This is a genomic window from uncultured Shewanella sp., assembly GCF_947501665.1.
Classification (GTDB): Bacteria; Pseudomonadota; Gammaproteobacteria; order Enterobacterales; family Shewanellaceae; genus Shewanella.
In genome coordinates this window covers 1-984 of the sequence record NZ_CANMWS010000075.1, presented here as the reverse complement: position 1 = coordinate 984, position 984 = coordinate 1, and the positions used below count along the sequence as shown (strand labels likewise).

The following is a 984-nucleotide window of genomic DNA, read 5'->3' as shown; positions in this document are numbered from 1 at the left end:
AATCACTTATTTCATATACATGACTTTCACTTGTGAAGGTGCTAACGTCACTCCCGGACAGTTCGGCGACATCCCGTTTTGCCCCGTCATACTCGTTAGCCGCATCGCCGGTAACCCTTCTACCATCACTCCCATACTCCCCATCTTAAAGGTCGTCGGACCCATCATCATCCCTGAAGCAACCCCTCCTACCGCTCCCGCATTATCACCACTGCTTAACGTAATAATCGAACCTTGATTAATTGATGGGCCACCATCCACCAACACGCTGAGCGCCGAGGTTCCAGGGTTACACATATTCCCTTGCGAAATATTGGGATAAGGCACCGGAATTGGCCCCACCGGGCCCGGCGTATTACACACGTCTGGAAAACCTAAATTCATTCCACCTAATGCTGTATTACCAAACATACACACCTCCTATCATACACCCACCAATGAGCAACCATCCTACTCATCATTCATTGACGTCATCATCTCACTCACAAACACTCACCAAATAGCCCGTTAGCCCAAATGGATCTTCTCCGCTTCCATTATCATTTGTTTTTCTGCACTCGTTATTACATTCTTAGCGTGCGTCACCGCTTCTTTTTCCACCATATGACGACTGCTGCCACTTTGCTTCTCATCATGGCCCTTAATCACACGAAAGCTCTCTCCCAGCTTTTGCATCATTAATCCCACCACATGCTCAACCTTATCCGCAGCCAAACTTATCGCCTTCGTCACCACTTGCGCTTTGCTCGCACTCACCAACACACTCTGCGTATGCAATGCCATTTCATCACTGTGCACACTCACCTCCGGTGCCGATAAATGCAATTGCTCACTCGCCTCATTGAGAATTTGTTGCCCTTTAAAATGCAATGCCCCTTGGGCCTGCAAACTTAATTTTCCCCCATGAGACAGCACACCTTGACTCGCATCCGATTGCACTAAAATCGCTAACACCCAACCCTCACCTTGCTCATCTATCGCCAC

The 984-nt window shown here is 48.5% G+C and carries 2 protein-coding genes; both read right to left on the bottom strand.

Annotated features, from left to right (window positions below; all coding sequences use genetic code 11):
• Positions 1-6: 6 nt before the first annotated feature.
• A complete protein-coding gene (locus tag Q0976_RS23965) occupies positions 7-411 on the bottom strand; it encodes a DUF4150 domain-containing protein (protein ID WP_299497379.1) in 405 nt (134 codons plus the stop codon).
• A gap of 96 nt (positions 412-507) precedes the next feature.
• A partial coding sequence (locus tag Q0976_RS23960; RefSeq protein ID WP_299497377.1) for a DUF3540 domain-containing protein occupies positions 508-984 on the bottom strand: 477 nt, incomplete at its 5' end.